This window comes from Sinorhizobium terangae (assembly GCF_029714365.1).
In the GTDB taxonomy this organism is placed as follows: domain Bacteria; phylum Pseudomonadota; class Alphaproteobacteria; order Rhizobiales; family Rhizobiaceae; genus Sinorhizobium; species Sinorhizobium terangae.
Window position 1 is genome coordinate 3,542,597 of the sequence record NZ_CP121659.1, and the last position, 20,273, is coordinate 3,562,869.

Sequence of the window (20,273 nt, forward strand, 5' to 3'; positions counted from 1 at the left end):
TCGGAAGCATCGAGGCCGCAGTCGGCCTTGGAGGCATGCATGACTTCCTCCCCAAATCGACGAGTCATCCAGTGGCACAAATGCAAAAAAAAACCGGGACGCGAACCGTCCCGGCCATCTTTTGAAAAGCCTGAAAGGCTATCAGGTGTTCATCGATTCGAAGAAGTCGCCGTTGGTCTTCGTCTGCTTCAGCTTGTCGATCAGGAACTCGATCGCATCCGTCGTGCCCATAGGAGCGAGGATGCGGCGCAGAACGAAGATCTTCTGCAGATCCTGCCGCGGCACCAGGAGATCCTCCTTGCGTGTGCCGGACTTCAGGATGTCCATGGCTGGGAAGATGCGCTTGTCGGCGACCTTGCGGTCGAGCACGATTTCGGAGTTGCCGGTGCCCTTGAACTCTTCGAAGATCACTTCATCCATGCGGCTGCCGGTATCGATCAGCGCCGTCGCGATGATGGTCAGCGAGCCGCCTTCCTCGATGTTGCGCGCCGCGCCGAAGAAACGCTTCGGGCGCTGAAGCGCGTTGGCATCGACACCGCCGGTCAGAACCTTGCCGGATGACGGCACCACGGTGTTGTAGGCGCGGCCGAGACGGGTGATCGAATCGAGCAGGATGACAACGTCCCTGCCATGCTCGACGAGGCGCTTCGCCTTCTCGATGACCATTTCCGCCACCTGGACGTGGCGTGTCGCCGGCTCGTCGAATGTGGAGGACACGACTTCGCCCTTCACCGAGCGCTGCATATCGGTCACTTCTTCCGGACGTTCGTCGATCAACAGAACGATCAGATAGCATTCCGGATGGTTTGCGGTGATCGAATGGGCGATGTTCTGAAGAAGCACCGTCTTACCGGTGCGCGGCGGCGCCACGATCAGCCCGCGCTGGCCCTTGCCGAGCGGCGCCACCAGATCGATGACGCGGGCCGAAAGGTCCTTCGACGTCGGAACCTCGAGCTCCATCTTGAAGCGCTCGTTCGGGTAGAGCGGCGTCAGGTTGTCGAAGTGCACCTTGTGCCGGATCTTTTCCGGATCATCGAAATTGATGGTGTTGACCTTCAGCAGCGCGAAATAGCGCTCGCCTTCCTTCGGACCGCGGATCGGCCCCTCTACGGTATCACCGGTTTTCAACGAGAAGCGGCGGATCTGCGAGGGCGAAATGTAGATGTCGTCAGGGCCCGGCAGATAGTTGGCATTGGCGGAGCGCAGGAAGCCGAATCCGTCCTGCAGCACCTCAACAACGCCTTCACCGATGATCTCGATCTCTTGCGTCGCGAGCATCTTGAGGATTGCGAACATCAGCTCCTGCTTGCGCATCGTGCTGGCGTTCTCAACCTCGAGCTCTTCGGCAAAGGCCAGAAGATCGGTCGGCGTCTTGTTCTTAAGTTCTTGAAGCTTCATTTCAGCCATGAAGGGTCCACGTCTCGTATGGGAATGGAAGTTGGCGTGATTTTTGTAAGGGAGCTGCGAGAAGGAAGAGGCAGGCTCTAAACTTGGTCAGGCCACAGGAAGAAGGAGATGTTTGAAAATAGCGATTCACGTGAAACGCCGCAAGGGCCTCGGGCAAATTAGCGACAACTATTGCAGCTAAAAATCGATTGAATTCAAAACGGTTTCACCACCGCCATGATGACGATGAGGATCATCAGCAGCGTCGGCGCCTCGTTCATCAGCCGCCAGTAGCGCGCGTCACGGCGATTCTCGTCACGCTGGAAGGCTTTCACCGCACGGCTGAAATGTACGTGCACGACGGTCAACAGCACGACGAAAAAGAGCTTGGCGTGCAGCCAGCCACCCTGAAAGCGGTAGATGCTCCATGCAAGGTAGAGGCCGAGCGCCCAGGAGATCATCATCGCCGGGTTCATGATGACCTTCAGCAGGCGCTGCTCCATCATCTTGAACGTTTCCGACTGCGCCGACCCCGGCGCCGCATCCGTGTGATAGATGAAGAGACGCGGCATATAGAGAAGTGCCGCCATCCAGGAGATCACGGCAATGACGTGCAGCGCCTTGATCCAGAGATAGAGATCGTCCGGCTGCCAGACGAAGAGGCCAGCCAGCAGCAGGAAGAACGCCGAAATGGCGATCCATGCGCGGAGACGCGCCCTGTTCCCCGGCCCGCTATCGGTCTGGCGCTCCGCCATCATCGCCTCCCGCGCACTCGCGACACCAATGCCGTCACGTTCGCCGGGTCCGCCTGCGGTGTAATCCCGTGTCCGAGATTGAAAATCAGGGGTCCGTTGCCAAGCACGTCGAGGATCCGATCGATACCGCTCTCCAACGCCGCGCCGCCGGCCACGACCCGCATCGGATCCAGGTTGCCCTGCACCGGGCCATCCTTCTGCAGCTCGGCCGCAAAGGACAACGGCACCGACCAATCGAGCCCGATCGCATCGGCACCCGTTGAATGCCGGTAGTCCTTGAGCAAGAGCCCCGCGCCCTTCGCGAAGGCAATCACCTTCGCTGACGGCCGCCGTGCACGAACAGAGGCGATCATCCGGCGCACCGGTTCGGCGGCAAAGCGGGCAAATTCCTCCTCGCCGAGCACACCTGCCCAGGAGTCGAAAATCTGCACCGCATCGGCACCCGCGTCGATCTGCTCCACCAGATAGTCGGCGGAGATATCAGCGAGGAAAGCAAGCAGATCGTCGAACTCCTTTGGATGGCGATAGGCAAAGAGGCGGGCAGGGGCCTGATCCGGCGTTCCGTGACCCGCAATCATGTAAGTCGCGACTGTCCATGGGGCGCCGCAGAAACCAAGCAGCGTCGTCTCCGTCGGCAACTCCCGCCGCAGCCGCGAAACCGTCTCGATGACGGGCCGCAGGTGCCCGGAGACGCCGACGGCGCTGAGCCGCGCGATGCCATCCGCATCGATCGGATCCATCTTTGGCCCATGGCCTTCCTCGAAGCGAACATTCCTGTGCAGAGCGTCCGGGATGACCAGGATGTCGGAAAAGAGGATCGCCGCATCGAAGGCATAGCGACGGATCGGCTGCAAGGTCACTTCCACAGCAAGATCGGGTGTGTAGCAGAGATCAAGGAAGCTTCCAGCCTTCAACCGCGTCTCACGGTATTCCGGGAGGTAGCGTCCGGCCTGGCGCATGAGCCAGATCGGTGGTGGCGTCAGACATTTCCCGTCCAGCACCTCGAGAACTTTGCGACGTGTCTCGCTCACCCGCGGCTTCTCCTAAACTATATGAAAACTGATATTTAAAAGGTTTCTATTTCTTAGAGTCGGTGGCTATCAAGGATTAAAATCAATCCGCAATTCATCCAAAGGCCGTGCCGCCGCCGCAAGACACCTGGAGAAACAACCCGACCTTGCAGCGCAGAATGGGGGATGGATAAAAAACACTGGAAAATCCGCGCGTTACGTTCAATTCCGGTTTTCCGCTTCTTGTGGACAAGCTGTAGAAACGCGTGACATTTTGTCGTCACCATGAGTCTTATCCACATGCAGCGCCCGACTTTCTCCGGACGGGTCAGGGATGTGAATAAGTCGGCGCTTTTCCACTTGCCTGGAGAGCCGCCGCGCCGTTACCTGTTTCTGTCCCGGCCTATCAACAGCCCCCGGAGAATTGCGTGGAGAACCGAAAAAACTATTTCCACCTGCACCTCGTCTCCGATTCGACGGGCGAGACGCTGATTGCGGCGGGACGTGCTGCCGCGGCGCAATTCCAGTCGTCGCATGCGCTGGAGCACGTCTATCCGCTGATCCGAAACCGTAAGCAGCTCATGCAGGTGCTGGAAGCGATCGACGGCGCTCCGGGCATCGTCCTCTATACGATCGTCGACCGCGAGCTCGCCGATGTCATCGATCAGCGCTGCCGCGAGATCGGTGTCCCCTGTGTCTCGGTCCTCGATCCGATCATAGACCTGTTTCAATCCTATCTCGGCTCACCCTCCCGCCGCCGGTCGGGCGCGCAGCACGTCATGGACGCGGAATACTTCGCCCGGATCGAGGCCCTGAACTTCAGCATGGACCATGACGACGGCCAGATGCCCGCGGATTTCGATGAGGCCGACGTCGTGCTCGTCGGCATAAGTCGGACATCGAAGACTCCGACGAGCATCTATCTAGCCAATCGCGGCATCAAGACGGCAAACATCCCGATCGTGCCTGGCGTGCCGCTGCCGGACGGTCTTCTCAGCGCGACAAAGCCGCTGGTCGTCGGGCTCATCGCGACAGCGGACAGGATCGCCCAGGTGCGCCAGCACCGGCTGCTCGGGACAACCCAGACCTTCCACGGCGCAGACTATACCGACCGGGCCTCGATCGCCGAAGAGCTGAAATATGCCCGCTCGCTCTGTGCGCGCAACAATTGGCCAATGATCGACGTTACGCGCCGCTCGATCGAGGAAACCGCCGCGGCGATCGTTGCCCTGCGTCCGCGGCTCAGATAGAGCGAAGCGAAGGATCCGGGATAGAACGATGACGACGACCCTTGTGTTGGCCTCCGCCAGTCCATTTCGCCGCGCCCTGTTGGAAAACGCGGGGCTTGCGTTTCAGGCGAGGGCCGCAGAGATCGATGAACGGGCACTGGAGGAACCGCTAGAAAAAGCGGGCGCTTCGCCGGTGAACGTGGCGCTGGCCTTGGCAGAGGCGAAGGCAAAGGATGTCGCCCGGCATTTCAGCGGAGCGCTCGTCATCGGTTCGGACCAGACGATGTCGCTCGGCTCGCGCGTCTATCACAAGCCCAAGGATATGTCGGAGGCCGCCGACCACCTCCTCTCGCTGTCCGGCCAGACGCACAGTCTGAACAGCGCCATCGTTCTTGTCCGTGGCGGTGAGGTCGTCTGGCGCCATGTTTCCTCGGCCCACATGACCGTGCGCCCGCTCAGTCGGGGCTTTGTCGAAAGACACCTTTCAAGGGTCGGCGAGAAAGCGCTTGCGAGCGTCGGCGCCTATCAGCTCGAAGGCGAGGGCATCCAGCTCTTCGAAAAGATCGAAGGCGACTATTTTACGATTCTCGGTTTGCCGCTGCTGCCGCTGCTTTCCAAACTCCGTGACCTGGGCTCGATCGATGCGTGATTCACGTGAAACATTTGTTAACCATGCCTTCGTTACCGGATATCCGGTCAAGCATTCGCGCTCACCGCTGATCCACGGTTACTGGCTGAAACAGCTGGGGATCGCCGGCAGCTACCGGGCCTATGAGGTCCCGCCGGAAAATTTTCCGGATTTCATGCGCCAATTGAGGAGCGGCGCTTCCGGTTTCTGCGGCGGCAATGTCACCATTCCGCACAAGGAAGCCGCATTCCGTCTTTCCGATCACCCGGACGAACTGAGCGCCGAACTCGGCGCCGCCAATACTCTCTGGGTTGAAGACGGAGAGATTTGCGCGACGAATACCGATGGGCAAGGCTTCGTCGCCAACCTCGACGAGCGCGCGCAAGGATGGGACCGGATTTCGACCGCCGTCGTTCTCGGCGCCGGCGGCGCCAGCCGCGCCGTCATCCAGGCGGTTCGCGATCGCGGCATCAAGGCAATCCACGTGGTCAACCGGACGCCGGCCAGGGCGCAGGAACTGGCGGACCGTTTTGGCGCCGCGGTTCACGCTCACCCGCTAGGGGGCCTGTCCGAAGTGATGACCGGTGCCGGGCTTTTCATCAACACGACCTCGCTTGGCATGGATGGCGAACCGGCGCCCGAGATCGATTTCTCGATGATGGCGAAGGATGCCGTCGTCACGGACATTGTCTATGTGCCGCTGAAAACGCCGCTGCTGCGCCAGGCCGAAGCGCAGGGCTTTGCGATCGTCGATGGACTTGGCATGCTGTTGCATCAGGCGGTGCCTGGATTCGAAAGATGGTTCGGCCGTCGGCCGGTCGTCGACGACACGCTTAGGCAGCTCATCATTCGCGATATGGACAGCCACAAATGATCATTGTCGGCCTCACGGGATCGATTGGAATGGGCAAGTCGACCGCGGCCCAAATGTTCCGCGAGTTCGGCGTGCCGGTGAACGATGCCGACGAAGCCGTTCACGAGCTTTATCGCGGCGAGGCAGTGGCGCCGGTCGAGGCGGCTTTTCCCGGCGTGGTAAAGGACGGCGTCATCGACCGGGCAGAGCTTTCGCGCCAGCTTCTCGCAGCGCCGGAGCGGCTTGGCGAACTGGAGCAGATCGTCCATCCGCTCGTTCGTGCGAAGGAGAGGGAATTTATTGCCGTGCACCGCGGCGCCGGTGCCCCCTTCGTGGTCCTCGACATACCGTTGCTTTTCGAGACGAAGGCGGAAGGACGCGTCGACCAGGTCGTCGTCGTCACCTGTGCGCCCGAGATACAGCGGGAACGGGTGATGAAGCGGCCGGGAATGACAGCGGAAAAATTCGCGATGATCCTCGCGCGCCAGGTTCCCGACAGCGAAAAGCGCGCGCGGGCAGACCACATCATCGACACCAGCGACAGTTTCGACGTCACCCGAGAGCAGATCAGGGCAATCGTAGAGCAGCTACGGAAGGGCTACTGTATGATTCCTTAAATCGGAATCGATTTAAGGACAAAATCATGCAGCAATTCAAAGTGCTACAGCGACCTTTGCGCGTCCGATTGGACGCGCGGCGCTGTAGTGGATAGCAAACCGTCACCCATGTCCCCGAACACATGTTACCCATGTCTCCAGTACGCATAGGCGGGGAGAGGGGGACAGATGGGTGATGGCTTGTCCCTTCGCTCGGGGGAGCGGGGAGAAGGCGCCTCCAGGCGGATGAGGGGGCAATCGCCAATTCAATGCACCTTCCGATCCGGTGCAAACCCCTGCGCCACCGCTTCAACTGCAGAAGAAATGCCGTTAAGAATGGACATCAGCTTCGGATCGATTCGCTCCGAAACGTCGTCCCAAGGGAACGCCGCATGCGTGAAATCATCTTCGATACGGAAACAACCGGCCTCGACAGCCGCGACGACCGCGTAATCGAAATCGGCGGCGTCGAGCTCGAGAACCAGTTTCCGACGGGACGCACGCTGCATCTCTACATCAATCCGGGCGACCGCAAGGTTCATCCGGATGCCTTGGCCGTTCACGGCATCACCGACGAGTTCCTGAGGGACAAGCCGAGCTTTGCCGATGTCGCCGACCAGATCCTGGATTTCTTCGGCGGCGCCCGCTGGGTGGCGCACAACGCCACCTTCGACATCAGTTTCATCAATGCGGAATTTGCCCGGTTGGGCCTTCCAGCGGTGGCCGGCGAACTGGTCACGGACACGCTGGCGCTCGCCAGGCGCAAACATCCGATGGGGCCGAATTCGCTCGATGCCCTCTGCCGCCGGTATGGCATCGACAATTCCCATCGCGCAAAACACGGCGCGCTGCTCGACTCGGAGCTGCTCGCGGAAGTCTACATCGAGATGATCGGCGGCCGGCAGGCGGCGCTGGGGCTTGTGACCAGCGTGGCCGGTGGCCGGGCGATCGAAGCCGAGGACGGGCCGATCATCGTGCTTGAGCGACCGAGAGCCTTGCCCGCCCGGCTGACGGAGGTCGAGATCGCGGCACATGCGGCCCTTGTTGCCAAGATGGGCACAAAGGCAATCTGGTCGAAATACCAGTGCTGAAATGAAAAGCCCGGCGAAAACCGGGCCTTTTCCTCAAGAGGCAAAGCAATTCCAGGAAAAGTGTGTTGCGGTTTTCCGTCCGGAATTGCGTCGTCCAAAAGTTCGATGGCCGATCAGTTGGCCGTATCGTTGCTGTTGGCGACCTGGGCGCGGACCTTTTCTTCAGCCATGCGCTGCGCGAACATCTGAGCGAAGTCGATCGGGTCGATCATCAGCGGCGGGAAGCCGCCGTTGCGGGTCGCGTCGGCGACGATCTGGCGCGCAAACGGGAAGAGCAGCCGCGGGCACTCGATGAAGAGCAGCGGCAGCATGTGTTCCTGCGGGAAACCCGAAACGCGGAACACGCCGCCATAGGCCAGTTCGACGTTGAACAGGACCTTGTCGCCGTCCTTCGCCTCCGCGTTCAAGGACAGAACGACGTCGAAATCGTTCTCGGCGAGCGGATTGGCGTTGACGTTGACATTGATGTTGATCGACGGCGCACGCTCGCGAGCCTGCAGAGAACGCGGCGCACCGGGATTCTCGAAGGAAAGATCCTTGACATACTGGGCCAGGATGTTGAGCGCGGGGCTTTGCTGCGCGCCGCCGTTGCCATTTGTTGCGGTATCAGTCGTCATAAGAGTTTCCTCGGACTTCAAATCAGTGAGGCCATCTATCATTTCGGACTCGGGCTTACAACCCTTGCCAACCGGGCCTCTTTGGGGAGCTGGGCAAGCGATTTTCGCGCTTTCCCGTAGCCGACCGCAGACAGAATAGACCTGATGCCGCGTCGACTGGCTAAAAAGCGCGAGGCGCTTTCCCGCTTGCCATCGTTTTCGATTTCTACCGGGAGATCCGGTTCGGCGGCGAGGACCCGTCGTCATCCTTCTTCTCGCGGGAGAATTCGTCCTCGTTCAGGTCGATGACGCGGGGACCCGTGCGTTCTTCGCGTCCGCCGGGACCCCAGCGGTAGAAACCAGTTCCTGCCGTCACTATAGTCATTCTTGTCTGCAGGAATGTGGCGACGGCACGCCTTATCGGTGGCAGGAACAAGACGAGGCAGATGATGTCGCTGAAGAAGCCCGGCACGATCAGGAGGATTGCTGCGACGAAGACCAGCGCGCCTTCGAGAACCTCGCGGCCCGGGTCACGTCCCGCCCGAGCGGATTCCTGCACGCGGCGAAACACCTCGAATCCCTGGACGCGCAGCAGCGCAATACCGACCGCACCGCTCAGGAACACGAGGAGCAGCGTCATCAGGAGTCCGGCTTCGCGACCAACGATGACGAAGCCGGCAATTTCCGCGAGCGGCAGCCCGAGGATGACGAGCGGAATGATCAGGGAACGCATCGACGGCACTCGCCAGAAGTTTCGTGCAATTGGTTGGCCTCCGGTTTAAGGGTGCGACATCGCCATTTGAATGGGTTATCCTTGCGGACTATATGGGATAGTAAGAGAAAATCTAACAGCGGTTCCGGGTGGAAATGGGCTCTTTCGACTTCATCACGTTTTTTTTCCTGATCGCCGCCGTGGTCATCTTTCTGCAGTTGCGCAGTGTTCTGGGGCGCCGTACCGGCAATGAACGACCGCCTTTCGATCCCTATTCGCCGCGTGAGATGAGCAAGGGCCCGGAGAGCGCCGACAATGGCAAGGTCGTGCAACTCCCGCGCCGCGAAAGCACCGTCGAAGACGAGTCTCGTTACGCAGCCATCGATGCCGTTGCCAAGGCCGGCACGCCTTTGAACGGCCAACTCAGGGCCTTGAGCGACGCCGACCGCAGCTTCAATCCGGAGGATTTCGTCAGCGGCGCCAAGATGGCCTACGAGATGATCGTGATGGCCTTCGCCGACGGCGACCGCAAGACGCTGAAGGGACTGCTGTCGCGCGAAGTCTATGAGGGCTTCGATTCCGCCATTTCCGACCGGGAGGGGAAGGGCGAGGTCGTCAAGTCGACCTTCGTCGGCATCGAGAAGGCCGACATCACCCACGCGGAGATCAAGGACAACGAGGAAAACATCACCGTCCGGATCATCAGCCAGCTCATCTCGGCTACCTATGACAAGCAGGGCAAACTGATCGACGGCGACGCCGACTCTGTTGCCGAAGTCAACGACCTCTGGACCTTCTCGCGTGATATCCGGTCGCGCGATCCGAACTGGAAACTGATCGCTACGGAATCGGAAAACTGAGGCGAGCATGGCCTTTCATTTGGAGCCGGTCGCCTTTTCCGAACTGCCCGGCTGGCAGGCGGATGATCCGACAGCCGTTATTGCCGCCCTTCTCCGCTGCCATCACCACGTCACCACGGCGAAACCCTACAAGACAGGATCGCTCGGCATTTCCGTGGCCGATCTCTTGCCCGCTTTCGAGGCCGCCCGCTCGCACGTTTCCGACGCGGCAGCGGCGCGCTCCTTTTTCGAAGAGCAGTTTCTTCCGTTCAGGATTCGGACCGGCGAGGGCGGTAGGGGGTTCGTTACCGCTTTTTATGAGCCGGAGATCGAGGTTCGTGCCGAACCGGACGAGATTTTTCGCTTCCCCTTCTACCGTCGGCCGGCCGATCTGATCGACATCGACGATGCGAGCCGGCCACAAGGCATGGATCCGTATTTCGCCTTCGGGCGCCTTCGTGGTGATGAGATCGAGGAATATCCGGACCGGGAGGCGATCGAGCGGGGCTTCCTCGCGGGACGCGGGCTTGAGATTGCCTATGCCCGGTCGAAGGTCGACGTCTTTTTCGTTCATGTCCAGGGTGCGGCCCGGCTCCTCTATCCGGACGGATCGAGGCGGCGCATCACCTATGCGGCAAAGACCGGGCACCGCTTTTCCGCAATCGGTAAGCTGCTGATCGATCGCGGCGAGATCGATGCAGCGACCGTGTCGATGGCGAGCATCCGCGCCTGGCTTGCAGCGCATCCCGAAAAGGTGGACGAGATCCTGTGGCACAATCGGTCTTTCATCTTTTTCCGCGAGGCCTCGGTAGACGATGACGGCCTGGGGCCGGTTGCTGCGGCCAAGGTACCACTGGAGCCCGGGCGATCGCTCGCCGTCGATCGGCTGATCCATACCTTCGGCGTCCCCTTCTATGTTGCGAGCGACACCCTTACCCATCTCGACGGCGGACGGCCGTTTGCGCGCCTGATGCTGGCGCTCGACACTGGTTCGGCAATCGTCGGTCCCGCGCGCGGAGACATCTTCACCGGTTCCGGTGACGACGCGGGCAATCTGGCGGGATCCGTCCGCAATGCCGCGGACTTCTACATCTTCGTCCCTCGGGCGGCCGCGTCCAGATACCACCATGGCTAGCGAAAAGAAGCTTTCGCCGGAGGATCGCATTCTTTGGGGGAAGGTCGCACGCTCGACCCGGCCAATACCTGGCCGTATCGAAAGTCTCGCGGACCTGCTTGGCGAGAGCGAAGAGGTTGCGCCCGCAGCGCCGGATTCGCCGAAGGTCGCGGCAACACCGCAAGAAAAGGCTGAGCCGGGCTTCACGCTCAGCAAAGGCAAGGCCGAGCGACGTCACCATCCGCTTGAAAGGCCGGTGAAGCGCAAGCTCGCGAAAGGCCGCGTGGCGCTCGAAGCGCGGATCGACCTGCACGGCATGATCCAGAGCGAAGCCCATGGCCTGCTCCTGCAGTTTCTCCTGAAGGCGCACGAGCGCGGCCTTCGTCACGTCCTGGTCATCACCGGCAAGGGCACGTCGCTCGGAAGCGATGGGGCGTTGAAACGGGCGGTGCCGCTCTGGTTTTCGCTCCCGGAGTTTCGTCCGCTGATCTCGTCCTATGAGCCGGCGGCGCGCAACCACGGTGGCGAGGGCGCGCTCTATGTCCGCCTGGCGCGCGCCAAGGGAAGTGCGTCATGACGCCGTTCGGCGAAGCGATGCGCGAGCTGCGGCGCAGAAAGGGTGTGTCACAAAAGCAGATGGCGGCGGCGATCGGTGTTTCGGCCGCCTACCTGTCGGCGCTGGAGCATGGCAAGCGCGGGCAGCCGAGCTTCGATTTTTTGCAGCGCGTCGCCGGCTATTTCAATGTGATCTGGGACGAGGCGGACGAGCTCTTCCGGATCGCCGATATTTCCGACCCGAAGGTGGTGCTCGATACGTCCGGCCTGCCGCCCGGTCACACCGCATTTGCCAACCGGCTGAGAGGGCAGATACGCGGTTTGTCGGAGGAGACGATCCGGGCTTTGGAAGATATTTTGGAAAAAGCCACAATTCCTGATAATGACAGGGGATGAAAGCCTGTTCCCGACCGCCGAGCGCGGTCCGGGATTTGGAAGCCGTGGACAAATTTCCTATAGTCCGTAAGGCCTCCGCGCTGTGATTCGCACCGAATCACGACGTCCGCAACCTGGAAAGACCTGAAGCCGAATGACCGATTTTCCTGAGACCGAAGCCGGCGCCATCGCCGAATATGGTGCCGATTCCATCAAGGTGTTGAAAGGGCTCGATGCCGTCCGCAAGCGGCCGGGCATGTATATCGGCGACACCGACGATGGTTCCGGTCTGCACCACATGGTCTATGAGGTCGTCGACAATGCGATCGACGAGGCGCTGGCCGGCCATGCGGATATCGTCACGGTAACCCTCAATCCCGATGGTTCGGTGACGGTGACCGACAACGGCCGCGGCATCCCGACCGACATTCACAAGGAGGAAGGCGTGTCCGCCGCCGAGGTCATCATGACCCAGCTTCACGCCGGCGGAAAGTTCGACCAGAATTCCTACAAGGTCTCGGGCGGCCTGCATGGCGTAGGCGTTTCGGTCGTCAACGCGCTCTCCACATCCTTGAAGCTCAAGATCCGCCGCAGCGGCAAGATCCACGAGATGAGCTTCACGCACGGAGTTGCCGACGGCCCGCTCCAAGTGACGGGTGACGCCGGCACCGATACCGGCACGGAGGTCACCTTCCTGCCCAGCGAGCAAACCTTCTCGAACGTCGAATTCGAATACACGACGCTCGAGCACCGCCTGCGCGAGCTCGCCTTCCTGAATTCCGGCGTCCGCATCGTGCTCACCGATAAGCGTCATTCGGACATCCGCCGCGACGAGATGATGTATGAAGGCGGGCTGGAGGCGTTCGTCGCCTATCTCGATCGCGCCAAGAAGCCGCTTGTGCACAGTCCCGTCTCGATCCGTGGCGAAAAGGACGGCATCACGGTTGAAGTGGCGATGTGGTGGAACGACAGCTACCACGAAAACGTGCTTTGCTTCACCAACAACATTCCGCAGCGTGACGGCGGCACCCATATGGCCGGCTTCCGCGGCGCGCTGACGCGCCAGGTGACCTCCTATGCGGAATCGTCCGGGATAACCAAGAAGGAAAAGGTTACGCTCCAGGGCGAGGATTGCCGCGAGGGACTGACCGCCGTCCTGTCCGTCAAGGTGCCCGATCCGAAGTTTTCTTCGCAAACCAAGGACAAGCTCGTTTCGTCCGAAGTCCGGCCTGTGGTCGAGAGCCTGGTCAACGAAGCATTGAATTCCTGGTTTGAGGAGCATCCAAGCGAAGCCAAGGTCCTCGTCGGCAAGGTCGTCGAGGCGGCGGCGGCCCGCGAGGCGGCGCGCAAGGCACGCGAGCTTACCCGTCGTAAGGGAGCGCTCGACATTTCGTCGCTGCCCGGCAAGCTCGCCGACTGTTCCGAACGCGATCCGGCCAAGTCGGAACTGTTCCTGGTCGAGGGCGACTCGGCAGGCGGTTCGGCCAAGCAGGGCCGTTCACGGGAAAGCCAGGCAATCCTGCCGCTGCGCGGCAAGATCTTGAACGTCGAGCGTGCGCGCTTCGACAAGATGCTGTCGAGCCAGGAAATCGGCACGCTGATCACGGCGCTCGGCACCTCGATCGGCAAGGACGAATTCAATGCCGACAAGCTGCGCTATCACAAGATTATCATCATGACGGATGCTGACGTCGACGGCGCCCACATCCGCACGCTGCTGCTGACATTCTTTTTCCGGCAGATGCCGGAGCTGATCGAGCGCGGCCACCTCTATATCGCCCAGCCGCCGCTCTACAAGGTGACGCGCGGCAAGTCGACGCAATACCTGAAGGACGAGAAGGCGCTCGAGGATTACCTGATCAGCATGGGCCTCGAGGAAGCGTCGCTGGCGCTCGCGTCCGGCGAGGTGAGAGCCGGGCAGGACCTGCGTGAAGTCATCAATGATGCGCTGCGCCTGCGCTCGCTGATGGACGGGCTGCATTCCCGCTACAACCGGGCGATCGTCGAGCAGGCCGCCATCGCCGGCGCGCTCAACGTCGAACTGAATGGCCGGCGCGATGAATATCAGGACGTGGCGGCGGAAGTGGCGCGCCGCCTCGACGTCATCGCCGAGGAGACCGAGCGCGGCTGGACCGGAACGGTGACCGCGGAAGGCGGCCTGAAGCTAGAGCGCATGGTTCGCGGCGTCAAGGAAGTGTCGATACTCGACATGGCGCTGATCGGCTCCTCCGATGCCCGCCATATCGATCAGCTGACGGCAAAACTGAAGGAAGTCTATGCCGAGCCGCCGGTGCTGCGCCGCCGTGACGGCACCCAGGACATCAGCGGACCGCGCGCTCTGCTCGACGCGATCTTCGCGGCCGGCCGCAAGGGCCTCTCGATGCAGCGCTACAAGGGTCTCGGCGAGATGAACGCCGAGCAACTCTGGGAAACGACACTCGATCCGAACGTCCGTTCGCTGCTGCAGGTCAAGGTTTCCGATGCGACCGACGCGGACGGTCTGTTCTCGCGACTGATGGGCGACGAGGTGGAACCGCGGCGCGATTTCATCCAGGAAAACGCGCTGAGCGTCGCCAATCTCGACATCTGATGTGGTCGTCTGGCAGAAAATCGCCGGCGCCGAAAGGCGCCGGTTTTCTTTTGCCCGATCAGTCGGCCTTGAACCGGCCTTCGAAAACGAAATCGCCAAGCGGCTTGCGCTGGCTCGGCTTTTCCCGCTCGCGCAGATCCTCCGGCAGCGTCGACGGATCGGCAAGTTTGCCGATCGCGACCGCGGCTTCGACCCGATAGTGCTCCGGTACACCGAGTACGCGCATGGCCTTGTCCCGGTCGATCCCCGCCATCGCATGCGCGTAAAAACCGGCAAGGCGCGTCTGCAGCGCAAGCGCGAACCACGCGGCACCGGTATCGAAGGCATGGGTGTAGGCCGGTCGCATCTCGCCGGTCGACGTGAGCCTGTGGGTTTTCGATAGAATGATCACGATCGCCGAGGCTTTTTTCGCCCAGCGCTGGTTGCCTTCATCGAGAATCTCCAGGAGCGACGCAAAGTGTTCGGTGCCGCGGCGGGCATAGACGAAGCGCCAGGGCTGGTTGTTGCTCGCCGAAGGCGCCCAGCGCGCGGCCTCGAAAAGGGCGAGCAGATCCTTTTCGCTGATTTCGTCGCCGGTAAAGGCGCGCGGCGACCAGCGCTCCAGGAAGATCGAGTGGATCGGGTGGTCGGCTCTTCTATGGTTGATTTCTGTCACGAACGAACATCCTTATTTGCGCGTGAATCCTCTTGGGAGGTCCTACTGCATGATTCCTTAAATCGGAATCGATTTAAGGACAAAATCATGCAGCAAATCAAAGTGCTACAGCGACCTTTGCGCGTCCGATTTGACGCGCGGCGCTGTAGCGTCTCGGCCAGGAGAGCGGATTCGGCGACGCTACAAAAGTTCCAGCATCGATGGAACCGCAACATGAGTATGGGAGGGAGCGATGGACGAAGCAACGTTCAGGCATTGGTCGGCCAAGGCCGCGGATTGGGGTGTGGATTACCGGCAGTCACTTCGGGACCGGCCCGTCCGGGCGCAGACGGCTGCCGGTGAGATAGCGGGCCAAATCGCTCTATCTCCTCCGGAAGCCGGTGAAGCGATGGAGCGGATCTTCGAGGATTTCCAGACAATCATCATGCCGGGCATGACCCATTGGCAGCACCCCCGTTTCTTTGCCTATTTCCCTGCCAACGCCGCGCCCGTCTCCGTCATCGCCGAATATCTGGTCACCGCCGTTGCGGCGCAATGCATGCTCTGGCAGACCTCGCCGGCGGCGACCGAACTGGAGACGAAGATGCTCGACTGGCTGCGGCAGGCGATCGGCCTGCCGGCGGACTTTTCCGGCGTCATCCAGGATTCCGCGTCCTCCGCCACGCTCGCGGCGGTGCTGGTGATGCGCGAAAAGGCGCTCGACTGGAACGGCAATCGCGCAGGATTGGCCGGCAATCCCCGTGTCCGCATCTATTCCTCCAACCAGGTCCATACCTCGATTGACCGCGCGATCTGGGTGAGCGGCATAGGGGAAGAGAATCTTGTCCGGATACCGACCATCGGCGAGCGTCGAGCGATGGACTGCACCGCTCTTGCCAGTGCAATCAAGGCGGATCGCAAGGCGGGCCATCTCCCGGCAGGCATTGTCGCCTGCACCGGAGGCACCAGCACTGGCGCCTGTGATGACATTGCCGAAGTCGTCCGCGTCGCCCGCGAGCATGGGCTATACGTCCATGTCGACGCCGCCTGGGCAGGTGCTGCCATGATCTGCGAGGAATTCCGTGAGCTCTGGCGGGGCGTCGAGGGCGCCGACTCAGTCGTCTTCAATCCGCACAAATGGCTCGGCGCCCAGTTCGACTGTTCTGCCCATTTCGTTCGCAACCCCGACGATCTCGTCCGCACGCTGGCAATCCAGCCGGAATATCTGAAGACGCACGGGCAGGACGGGATCATCAATTACTCCGAATGGTCCGTGCCGCTCGGGCGGCGCTTTCGGGCTCTCAAGCTGTGGTTCCTGCTGCGCTTCCACGGCCTTTCGGGCTTGAGGGAGATGATCCGCAATCATGTCCGCTGGTCGCGCGAACTTGCCGAGCGGCTGCGGAACGAACCGGGCTTCGAAATCGTTACTGAACCGGTTCTGTCTCTCTTTTCGTTTCGACATGCCGGCGGCTCCGATGCCGACGCCCATAACCTCGCTCTGGTGAAGGCGATCAACGACGACGGCCGCATCTACCTGACGCAGACACGTGTCGACCGACGCATCGCCATCCGGTTCCAGGCGGGGCAATTCAGCATGGCCGAGGAGGACGCAGAAACGGCGTTCAGGACCATTGTCGAGCTCGCGAAAAAAGTTGTATAAGTTCTGTAGATTTTATCCGAGGAAGGACGCGCCATGAATTTGAAGGATCCGTCGCTGTTTCGCCAGGCCGCTCTCGTGGGCGAAAACTGGATCGAAGCCGACCCGAAAAACGCGATCGAGGTGAACAACCCGGCGACGGGCGAGATCATCGGCCGGGTGCCGAAGCTCGGTGCCGCCGAGACACGGGCCGCGATCGAGACCGCGGCGCGGGTGCAGAAGGAATGGGCGGCGAAGACCGCCAAGGAGCGCGCGGGCGTTCTGCGCCGCTGGTTCGAACTGATGATCGAGAACAAGGACGACCTCGGCCAGATCCTGACCATCGAGCAAGGCAAGCCGCTCGCGGAAGCAACCGGCGAAATCGTCTATGGTGCAAGCTTCATCGAGTGGTTCGCGGAAGAGGCGCGCCGCGTCTATGGCGACCTCGTGCCCGGACACCAGAAGGACAAGCGCATCCTGGTAATGAAGCAGCCGGTCGGCGTCGTCGCCGCGATCACGCCCTGGAACTTCCCGAACGCGATGATCACCCGCAAGGCCGGTCCCGCCTTTGCCGCCGGTTGCGCCATGGTGCTGAAGCCAGCCGGGCAGACGCCGTTCTCGGCGATTGCCATCGCGGTGCTTGCGGAACGCGCCGGCATGCCGAAGGGCCTCTTCTCCGTCATCACCGGCTCGGCCCGCGAGATCGGCGCCGAGATGACCTCGAACCCGACCGTGCGCAAGCTGACCTTCACCGGATCGACGGAAGTCGGCGCCGAGCTCTATCGCCAGAGCGCGACCACGATCAAGAAGCTCGGCCTTGAGCTTGGCGGCAACGCGCCCTTCATCGTTTTCGATGACGCCGATCTTGATGCCGCCGTCGAGGGGGCGTTGATTGCCAAGTTCCGCAACAACGGCCAGACCTGTGTCTGCGCCAACCGCATCTATGTCCAGGATGGCGTCTACGAGGCCTTCTCCGAGAAGCTTGCCGTCGCAGTCGCCAAGCTGAAGACCGGCAACGGCATGGAGGAAGGCGTCATTCTCGGCCCGCTGATCGACCAGCCGGCGCTCGCCAAGGTCGAGGAGCATGTCGCCGATGCACTTGCCAAGGGCGCCCGCGTCGTCCACGGCGGCCGACGCCACGCGCTCGGCGGCACGTTCTACGAGGCGACGGTGCTCGCCGATGTCACGCAGTCCATGTCGGTCGCACGCGAAGAGACTTTTGGGCCGGTGGCGCCGCTCTTCCGCTTCAAGGACGAAGCCGATGTGATCGCCCAGGCCAACGATACCGAGTTCGGTCTCGCCTCCTATTTCTACGCCAAGGACCTCGCCCGGGTCTTCCGGGTCGCGGAAGCACTCGAATACGGCATGGTCGGCGTCAATACCGGCCTGATCTCCACGGCGGAGGCCCCCTTCGGCGGCGTCAAGCTTTCCGGCCTCGGCCGCGAGGGCTCGAAATATGGCATCGAGGAGTTCATGGAGATCAAATACGTCTGCCTCGGCGGCATCGCCTGAGGTGACGGCGATCTCACTTGTCAATCGAACCGGCCGGAAAGTTCTGGCCGGTTTTTTCTTTTGCGGGTAATAACTTACCGACTCGACATTAATGAGAGGAATGCGAACTGCCCCTCACCCCGGCCCTCTCCCCGCGCGCGGGGAGAGGGGTCTTGAGGCGAAGGCGCTGCCGCTTGTCCCTTCTCCCCGCGTGCGGGGAGAAGGTGGGAGCAGCCGTATGAGGGGCAGATTGCGGCGAACAGATCCGGAAGTGAGAGGAGAGCGATTGATGCCCGCCCCGAAAAACCCCTTTAAAGCGGCGATCCGCGAAAACCGGTTCCAGCTTGGCCTGTGGGTGGCGCTGGCGAGCCCCTACGCCGCCGAAGTCGTGGCCGACAGCGGTTACGACTGGCTTTTGATCGACGGTGAGCACGCGCCGAACGATCTGCCGCTTCTTTCGGCGCAGTTCCGCGCGATCTCCGGGCGCGGCAGCCATCCGATCGTTCGTCTCCCTGTCGGCGATACGGCGCTTATCAAACAGACGCTCGACACCGGCGTTCAGACGCTGCTTATCCCGATGGTCGATAGCGTCGAAGAGGCGCAGCAATTGGTGCGCGCCGTTCGCTACCCGCCGCACGGTGTCCGCGGCGTCGGCGCCACGCTTGGCCGCGCCTCGAATTTCGGGCGGATCGGCGACTATCTCACGACCGCCAACGACGAGATTTGCCTCCTCTTGCAGATCGAGAGCCGGAAGGGATTGGATGCGATCGATGACATCGCTGCGCTCGATGGCGTCGACGGCCTGTTCATAGGCCCGTCGGACCTGGCCGCCGACATGGGCCACCTCGGCAAGCCGGGCCATCCGGAGGTGCGTGCGGTGATCGTCGATGCCTTTGCGCGCATCGGCCGTGCCGGGAAGGCGCGCGGGATCATGACTCTCGACCTCGCCCAGGCGCGCGACTATCGCGATCTCGGCGCCGATTTCATGGCCATCGGCACCGATGTCACGCTCCTCGTCAGCGCGACGCAACGCTTGCGGCAGGAATTTACAGGCGAGAAGCAGACCTCAAGGCCGGAATCCGGCTACTGAGCGGTCTAATCGGGAGAGTTCATAGCCGGCTACGGAATCGACTGCAGCAAGGTCTCCCGCGCCGATTTCAGATGCCGCCGGCAAGCCTGGTCCACCTGCTTTGGATCGCGCGACCGGAGTGCGGCGATATAGGCGAGATGCTCTTCAAGCGCGCGCGCATTGCGTTCCCGGGAGTTGGCCTTGTTCCACTGATAGTGATAGTGGAAGACGATCGCGATGATGTCGTAGAAATCGATGATGAAGCGGTTGCTTGACGATTTATGCACCAGCAGGTGGAAGCGCTCGTCAAGCTCGGAAAATTCCTTGTAGCGGTTGTCGATGTCGGCAAGGATCTCGCGGTGCACGGCCTCGATCTTTTTCAGCTCGTCCCAGGCGGGATGGTCCTTCGGCAGGCCGACGAAACTCGCCGCGGAGCGGAGCTCGAACATTTCGCGCACTTCCGTCAGCTCAAGCGCGAATTCTCGGGTAAAACCTTTCAGCACCCAATGGCTGTTCGGTCGCTTCTCGATCAGGCCGAAGCGGCTGAAGCGGATCAGGAATTCGCGTACGCTCGTCGTGCCGGTACCGATCTCGCGCGCGAGTTCAAGCTCGTTGATCTGCATGCCGGGCTCGGCACCGCCGGCCAGAATCCGGCGCATGAAACTGCGCTCGATGATTTCTGCAAGTGAGCTGGTCTCTTCCGTCGGAAAATAATCCGATGGTTCGGGGCGGCGCAGCACGATTTTCCGGCGCTTGTCCCAGATGATCAGCCTGAGCTCCTCGCAGCGGGTGAGAATGGCGCGAACGGTCGTGCGGCTCACCCCGAGCACCTGTCCGAGTTCGGGCTCGGACGGCAGCGTGGAGGTCTCCGCCAAGAGCTTCAGGCAGCGATTGAAGGCATCCTTGAAAACGGTGTTCTGCTTCGCCATGGAAGGTCCGGCTGGTCCTCTGTTGCTGCGGGCGTCGGCCCGGAATTCGTTGCTGCTCCATCGCGCAGTGCCTATTGCCAGGCAGGCGCTGTAGCACTTTGAATTTGCCCTGTTATCCCTTCATCGGTAACCGTCCGAAGGAATCACGCTGTAGCGCGGCAGCGCTGATTTGTCTTGGCCGTCGC

Annotated in this window: 20 protein-coding genes; 13 read left to right on the top strand and 7 right to left on the bottom strand. The window is 61.5% G+C overall.

Annotation, left to right across the window (positions count from 1 at the left end; all coding sequences use genetic code 11):
• Positions 1–141: 141 nt before the first annotated feature.
• From rho to hemE, 3 genes are all read right to left on the bottom strand, one after another.
• A complete protein-coding gene (rho, locus tag QA637_RS16690) occupies positions 142–1,407 on the bottom strand; it encodes a transcription termination factor Rho (RefSeq protein WP_153440606.1) in 1,266 nt (421 codons plus the stop codon).
• A gap of 194 nt (positions 1,408–1,601) precedes the next feature.
• Complete coding sequence (gene hemJ / locus QA637_RS16695) at positions 1,602–2,144, bottom strand: protoporphyrinogen oxidase HemJ (protein ID WP_153440605.1); 543 nt, start codon at positions 2,142–2,144, stop codon at positions 1,602–1,604.
• Positions 2,141–3,172 carry a uroporphyrinogen decarboxylase gene (gene hemE / locus QA637_RS16700; protein WP_184108627.1) on the bottom strand — a complete coding sequence of 344 codons (1,032 nt, stop codon included), beginning with the start codon at positions 3,170–3,172 and terminating at the stop codon, positions 2,141–2,143. The genes hemJ and hemE overlap by 4 nt, the downstream gene beginning before the upstream one ends.
• Positions 3,173–3,579: 407 nt before the next feature.
• On the opposite strand from hemE, the gene QA637_RS16705 reads away from it, so the two are divergent.
• The 5 genes from QA637_RS16705 to dnaQ all read left to right on the top strand — a co-directional run bounded on the left by QA637_RS16705 (position 3,580) and on the right by dnaQ (position 7,548).
• Positions 3,580–4,401, top strand: coding sequence for a pyruvate, water dikinase regulatory protein (locus QA637_RS16705; protein ID WP_184108626.1), 822 nt, complete (start codon positions 3,580–3,582; stop codon positions 4,399–4,401).
• Between the two features lie 28 nt (positions 4,402–4,429).
• Positions 4,430–5,029: a Maf-like protein gene (locus QA637_RS16710; protein WP_153440604.1), complete on the top strand. Its 600-nt coding sequence runs from the start codon at positions 4,430–4,432 to the stop codon at positions 5,027–5,029.
• A complete protein-coding gene (locus tag QA637_RS16715) occupies positions 5,022–5,882 on the top strand; it encodes a shikimate dehydrogenase (protein WP_283062387.1) in 861 nt (286 codons plus the stop codon). The genes QA637_RS16710 and QA637_RS16715 overlap by 8 nt, the downstream gene beginning before the upstream one ends.
• Positions 5,879–6,478 carry a dephospho-CoA kinase gene (gene coaE, locus QA637_RS16720; RefSeq protein ID WP_153440602.1) on the top strand — a complete coding sequence of 200 codons (600 nt, stop codon included), beginning with the start codon at positions 5,879–5,881 and terminating at the stop codon, positions 6,476–6,478. The genes QA637_RS16715 and coaE overlap by 4 nt, the downstream gene beginning before the upstream one ends.
• Positions 6,479–6,849: 371 nt before the next feature.
• The gene (gene dnaQ, locus QA637_RS16725; RefSeq protein WP_153440601.1) at positions 6,850–7,548 is read left to right on the top strand and encodes a DNA polymerase III subunit epsilon; all 699 of its coding nucleotides are present in this window, start codon (positions 6,850–6,852) and stop codon (positions 7,546–7,548) included.
• 113 nt (positions 7,549–7,661) lie between these two features.
• On the opposite strand, the gene secB is transcribed toward dnaQ, so the two are convergent.
• Together secB and QA637_RS16735 are read right to left on the bottom strand one after the other, a co-directional pair.
• Positions 7,662–8,165 carry a protein-export chaperone SecB gene (secB, locus tag QA637_RS16730; protein WP_153440600.1) on the bottom strand — a complete coding sequence of 168 codons (504 nt, stop codon included), beginning with the start codon at positions 8,163–8,165 and terminating at the stop codon, positions 7,662–7,664.
• A 205-nt stretch (positions 8,166–8,370) separates the two neighbouring features.
• On the bottom strand, positions 8,371–8,877 hold the full coding sequence (locus QA637_RS16735; protein WP_283062389.1) for an FxsA family protein: 507 nt from the start codon (positions 8,875–8,877) through the stop codon (positions 8,371–8,373).
• A gap of 134 nt (positions 8,878–9,011) precedes the next feature.
• On the opposite strand from QA637_RS16735, the gene QA637_RS16740 reads away from it, so the two are divergent.
• The 5 genes from QA637_RS16740 (at position 9,012) to gyrB (ending at position 14,329) form a co-directional block, all read left to right on the top strand.
• Entirely contained in the window at positions 9,012–9,716 is a 705-nt protein-coding gene (locus QA637_RS16740) for a Tim44/TimA family putative adaptor protein (protein WP_153440598.1), read from the top strand.
• Between the two features lie 7 nt (positions 9,717–9,723).
• Positions 9,724–10,830 carry a murein transglycosylase A gene (mltA, locus tag QA637_RS16745; RefSeq protein WP_283062390.1) on the top strand — a complete coding sequence of 369 codons (1,107 nt, stop codon included), beginning with the start codon at positions 9,724–9,726 and terminating at the stop codon, positions 10,828–10,830.
• Entirely contained in the window at positions 10,823–11,386 is a 564-nt protein-coding gene (locus QA637_RS16750) for a Smr/MutS family protein (protein WP_153440596.1), read from the top strand. The genes mltA and QA637_RS16750 overlap by 8 nt, the downstream gene beginning before the upstream one ends.
• Positions 11,383–11,760 carry a helix-turn-helix domain-containing protein gene (locus QA637_RS16755; protein ID WP_153440595.1) on the top strand — a complete coding sequence of 126 codons (378 nt, stop codon included), beginning with the start codon at positions 11,383–11,385 and terminating at the stop codon, positions 11,758–11,760. The genes QA637_RS16750 and QA637_RS16755 overlap by 4 nt, the downstream gene beginning before the upstream one ends.
• A gap of 133 nt (positions 11,761–11,893) precedes the next feature.
• On the top strand, positions 11,894–14,329 hold the full coding sequence (gyrB, locus tag QA637_RS16760) for a DNA topoisomerase (ATP-hydrolyzing) subunit B (RefSeq protein ID WP_153440594.1): 2,436 nt from the start codon (positions 11,894–11,896) through the stop codon (positions 14,327–14,329).
• 58 nt (positions 14,330–14,387) lie between these two features.
• On the opposite strand, the gene QA637_RS16765 is transcribed toward gyrB, so the two are convergent.
• Positions 14,388–14,984: a nitroreductase family protein gene (locus QA637_RS16765; protein WP_184108624.1), complete on the bottom strand. Its 597-nt coding sequence runs from the start codon at positions 14,982–14,984 to the stop codon at positions 14,388–14,390.
• Between the two features lie 232 nt (positions 14,985–15,216).
• Between QA637_RS16765 and QA637_RS16770 the strand changes: the two genes are divergently transcribed.
• The 3 genes from QA637_RS16770 (at position 15,217) to QA637_RS16780 (ending at position 19,180) form a co-directional block, all read left to right on the top strand.
• Complete coding sequence (locus tag QA637_RS16770) at positions 15,217–16,623, top strand: pyridoxal phosphate-dependent decarboxylase family protein (RefSeq protein ID WP_283062391.1); 1,407 nt, start codon at positions 15,217–15,219, stop codon at positions 16,621–16,623.
• A gap of 33 nt (positions 16,624–16,656) precedes the next feature.
• Complete coding sequence (gabD, locus tag QA637_RS16775) at positions 16,657–18,111, top strand: NADP-dependent succinate-semialdehyde dehydrogenase (RefSeq protein ID WP_153440592.1); 1,455 nt, start codon at positions 16,657–16,659, stop codon at positions 18,109–18,111.
• A gap of 268 nt (positions 18,112–18,379) precedes the next feature.
• Positions 18,380–19,180 (top strand): aldolase/citrate lyase family protein, encoded by an 801-nt coding sequence (locus tag QA637_RS16780; RefSeq protein WP_153440591.1) that lies wholly within the window; start codon positions 18,380–18,382, stop codon positions 19,178–19,180.
• A gap of 29 nt (positions 19,181–19,209) precedes the next feature.
• On the opposite strand, the gene QA637_RS16785 is transcribed toward QA637_RS16780, so the two are convergent.
• Positions 19,210–20,088 (bottom strand): GntR family transcriptional regulator, encoded by an 879-nt coding sequence (locus QA637_RS16785; protein ID WP_283062393.1) that lies wholly within the window; start codon positions 20,086–20,088, stop codon positions 19,210–19,212.
• Positions 20,089–20,273 lie beyond the last annotated feature (185 nt).

Coding starts and splice junctions, on each gene's coding strand:
- QA637_RS16735 (WP_283062389.1), bottom strand. CDS start 8,877: ATGCGTTCCCTGATCATTCCGCTCGTCATCCTCGGGCTGCCGCTCGCG.
- secB (WP_153440600.1), bottom strand. CDS start 8,165: ATGACGACTGATACCGCAACAAATGGCAACGGCGGCGCGCAGCAAAGC.
- rho (WP_153440606.1), bottom strand. CDS start 1,407: ATGGCTGAAATGAAGCTTCAAGAACTTAAGAACAAGACGCCGACCGAT.
- QA637_RS16780 (WP_153440591.1), top strand. CDS start 18,380: ATGCCCGCCCCGAAAAACCCCTTTAAAGCGGCGATCCGCGAAAACCGG.
- QA637_RS16710 (WP_153440604.1), top strand. CDS start 4,430: ATGACGACGACCCTTGTGTTGGCCTCCGCCAGTCCATTTCGCCGCGCC.
- QA637_RS16785 (WP_283062393.1), bottom strand. CDS start 20,088: ATGGCGAAGCAGAACACCGTTTTCAAGGATGCCTTCAATCGCTGCCTG.
- QA637_RS16750 (WP_153440596.1), top strand. CDS start 10,823: ATGGCTAGCGAAAAGAAGCTTTCGCCGGAGGATCGCATTCTTTGGGGG.
- coaE (WP_153440602.1), top strand. CDS start 5,879: ATGATCATTGTCGGCCTCACGGGATCGATTGGAATGGGCAAGTCGACC.
- QA637_RS16770 (WP_283062391.1), top strand. CDS start 15,217: ATGGACGAAGCAACGTTCAGGCATTGGTCGGCCAAGGCCGCGGATTGG.
- QA637_RS16755 (WP_153440595.1), top strand. CDS start 11,383: ATGACGCCGTTCGGCGAAGCGATGCGCGAGCTGCGGCGCAGAAAGGGT.
- hemJ (WP_153440605.1), bottom strand. CDS start 2,144: ATGATGGCGGAGCGCCAGACCGATAGCGGGCCGGGGAACAGGGCGCGT.
- dnaQ (WP_153440601.1), top strand. CDS start 6,850: ATGCGTGAAATCATCTTCGATACGGAAACAACCGGCCTCGACAGCCGC.
- QA637_RS16715 (WP_283062387.1), top strand. CDS start 5,022: ATGCGTGATTCACGTGAAACATTTGTTAACCATGCCTTCGTTACCGGA.
- gyrB (WP_153440594.1), top strand. CDS start 11,894: ATGACCGATTTTCCTGAGACCGAAGCCGGCGCCATCGCCGAATATGGT.
- QA637_RS16740 (WP_153440598.1), top strand. CDS start 9,012: ATGGGCTCTTTCGACTTCATCACGTTTTTTTTCCTGATCGCCGCCGTG.
- gabD (WP_153440592.1), top strand. CDS start 16,657: ATGAATTTGAAGGATCCGTCGCTGTTTCGCCAGGCCGCTCTCGTGGGC.
- mltA (WP_283062390.1), top strand. CDS start 9,724: ATGGCCTTTCATTTGGAGCCGGTCGCCTTTTCCGAACTGCCCGGCTGG.